This window comes from Endozoicomonas sp. YOMI1, from assembly GCF_024606345.1.
In the GTDB taxonomy this organism is placed as follows: domain Bacteria; phylum Pseudomonadota; class Gammaproteobacteria; order Pseudomonadales; family Endozoicomonadaceae; genus Endozoicomonas.
On the sequence record NZ_JAHHPM010000100.1, the window covers coordinates 1 to 1995 of the forward strand.

General features: G+C 50.0%; 2 protein-coding genes. Both read right to left on the minus strand.

The window, feature by feature from the left end:
- Window positions 1-218 precede the first annotated feature (218 nt).
- Window positions 219-1622 carry a glutamate--ammonia ligase gene (gene glnA / locus KDK15_RS03645; RefSeq protein WP_257294004.1) on the minus strand — a complete coding sequence of 468 codons (1404 nt, stop codon included), beginning with the start codon at window positions 1620-1622 and terminating at the stop codon, window positions 219-221.
- Between the two features lie 176 nt (window positions 1623-1798).
- A partial coding sequence (locus tag KDK15_RS03650; RefSeq protein ID WP_257294005.1) for a hypothetical protein occupies window positions 1799-1995 on the minus strand: 197 nt, incomplete at its 5' end.

Below are 1995 nucleotides of genomic sequence, written 5' to 3' on the forward strand. Positions count from 1 at the left end.
GGGAATAACAGGGAATAACAGGGAATAACAGGGAATAACAGGGAATAACAGGGAAAACCCATACTGACCCTTGCTTCCCGTTAATGGCTCCCAGGTTACTCTACCAATTACATCCGTGTCGTCACGCATTTACTGGATACCATCCATCCCAGGGTACAAAAAAGCCAGAACTTTCACTCTGGCTTGCGGTAAAACAACAACTTATCCGGTCTGTAAATTCAGACAGAATAGTACAGATCAAACTCTACCGGGTGAGTTGTCTGGCTAACGGCAAGACACTCTTCCTTCTTGAGCTCAATGTAACCATCGATCATGTCGTCTGTGAATACGCCACCGGCAGTCAGGAACTCGCGGTCAGTGTCCAGGGCAGCCAGGGCTTCTTCAAAGCTGGTAGAAACCGTTGGAATCTCGGCCGCTTCTTCTGGTGGCAGGTCGTACAGATCCTTATCAGCCGCATCGCCAGGATGGATCTTGTTCTTGATACCGTCCAGACCGGCCATCACCAGGGCAGCAAAGGCCAGATATGGGTTGGCAGTGGGGTCAGGGAAGCGTACTTCAATACGACGGGCCTTAGGGCTGTTCACGTAGGGAATACGGATAGAAGCAGAGCGATTACGGGCAGAGTAAGCCAGCATAACCGGAGCCTCAAAGCCCGGGATCAGACGCTTATAGGAGTTGGTAGAAGCATTGGCAAAGGCATTGATCGCCTTGGCATGCTTGATCACACCACCGATGTAGTACAGAGCCTCTTCAGACAGACCTGCATAGCCGTCACCAGCAAACAGGTTTTCACCGTTCCTGGACAGAGACATGTGAACGTGCATACCAGAACCATTGTCGCCTACCAGTGGCTTCGGCATGAAGGTAGCCGTCTTGCCATAAGCATGAGCAACATTATGCACTGCGTACTTCAGAATCTGAACTTCGTCAGCTTTCTTTACCAGGGTGTTGAACTTAACACCGATTTCACACTGACCGGCAGTACCTACTTCGTGGTGATGAACTTCAACGTCCAGCCCCTGGGCTTCCATGGCATCACACATGGCAGCACGCAGATCGTGCAGAGAGTCAACCGGTGGCACCGGGAAGTAACCACCCTTCACTTTTGGACGGTGACCGATGTTGCCGCCTTCAAATTTGGCGTTGGAAGACCATGCAGCTTCTTCAGAGTTCACTTCGTAAGAAGCACCGGAGATATCAACATTCCACTTAACGTCGTCAAACACAAAGAACTCTGGCTCAGGACCAAAGAACGCGGTGTCGGCAATACCGGTAGACTTCAGGTACTCTTCGGCACGCTTGGCAACAGAGCGTGGGTCACGCTCATAACCCTGCATGGTGGATGGCTCAACGATGTCACAGCGCAGGTTCAGGGTGGCGGCTTCAGTGAATGGATCGATGACAGCTGTGCTGTCATCTGGCATCAGAATCATGTCGGATTCGTTAATGCCCTTCCAGCCAGCGATAGAGGAACCGTCGAACATTTTGCCGACTTCGAAGAATTCGTCGTCTATTTCACCAATGGGAATTGATACGTGCTGCTCTTTACCCTTGGTATCGGTGAAACGCAGATCAACCCACTTAACGTCATGTTCCTTAATCAGGCTAAGAGTCTTCGACATTTATTATTTACCCCTCTAGTGGACAAAAAAACCGGACAAACACCGCACTGGCAACGAATGTGTTCGGATCAGGCGGTTTACTGATCAATCTCTTTGCTATCTCATCAACGAGCAGCAGCCAAAGAGATTCGCTTGCTGGACCATGGGCAATAGCTATGCCACATTTTGCAACTTCATCAGATGGGATGGACAAAAATAGTGCTTTTCAGTGAAAAATCTGAAGGAGGCTGTCCGAGAATAGTCTGCCCTACTCGGCAACTGCTCCTGCGTTGTTCTAGCTCCTGCATCCATGCAGTCGTGCGGTTGCGATAAATTGGCCTAAAAATTCCTGCTTCTTCGTCAAATAGCCCCGCTATTCTCCTCAGAATCAGAA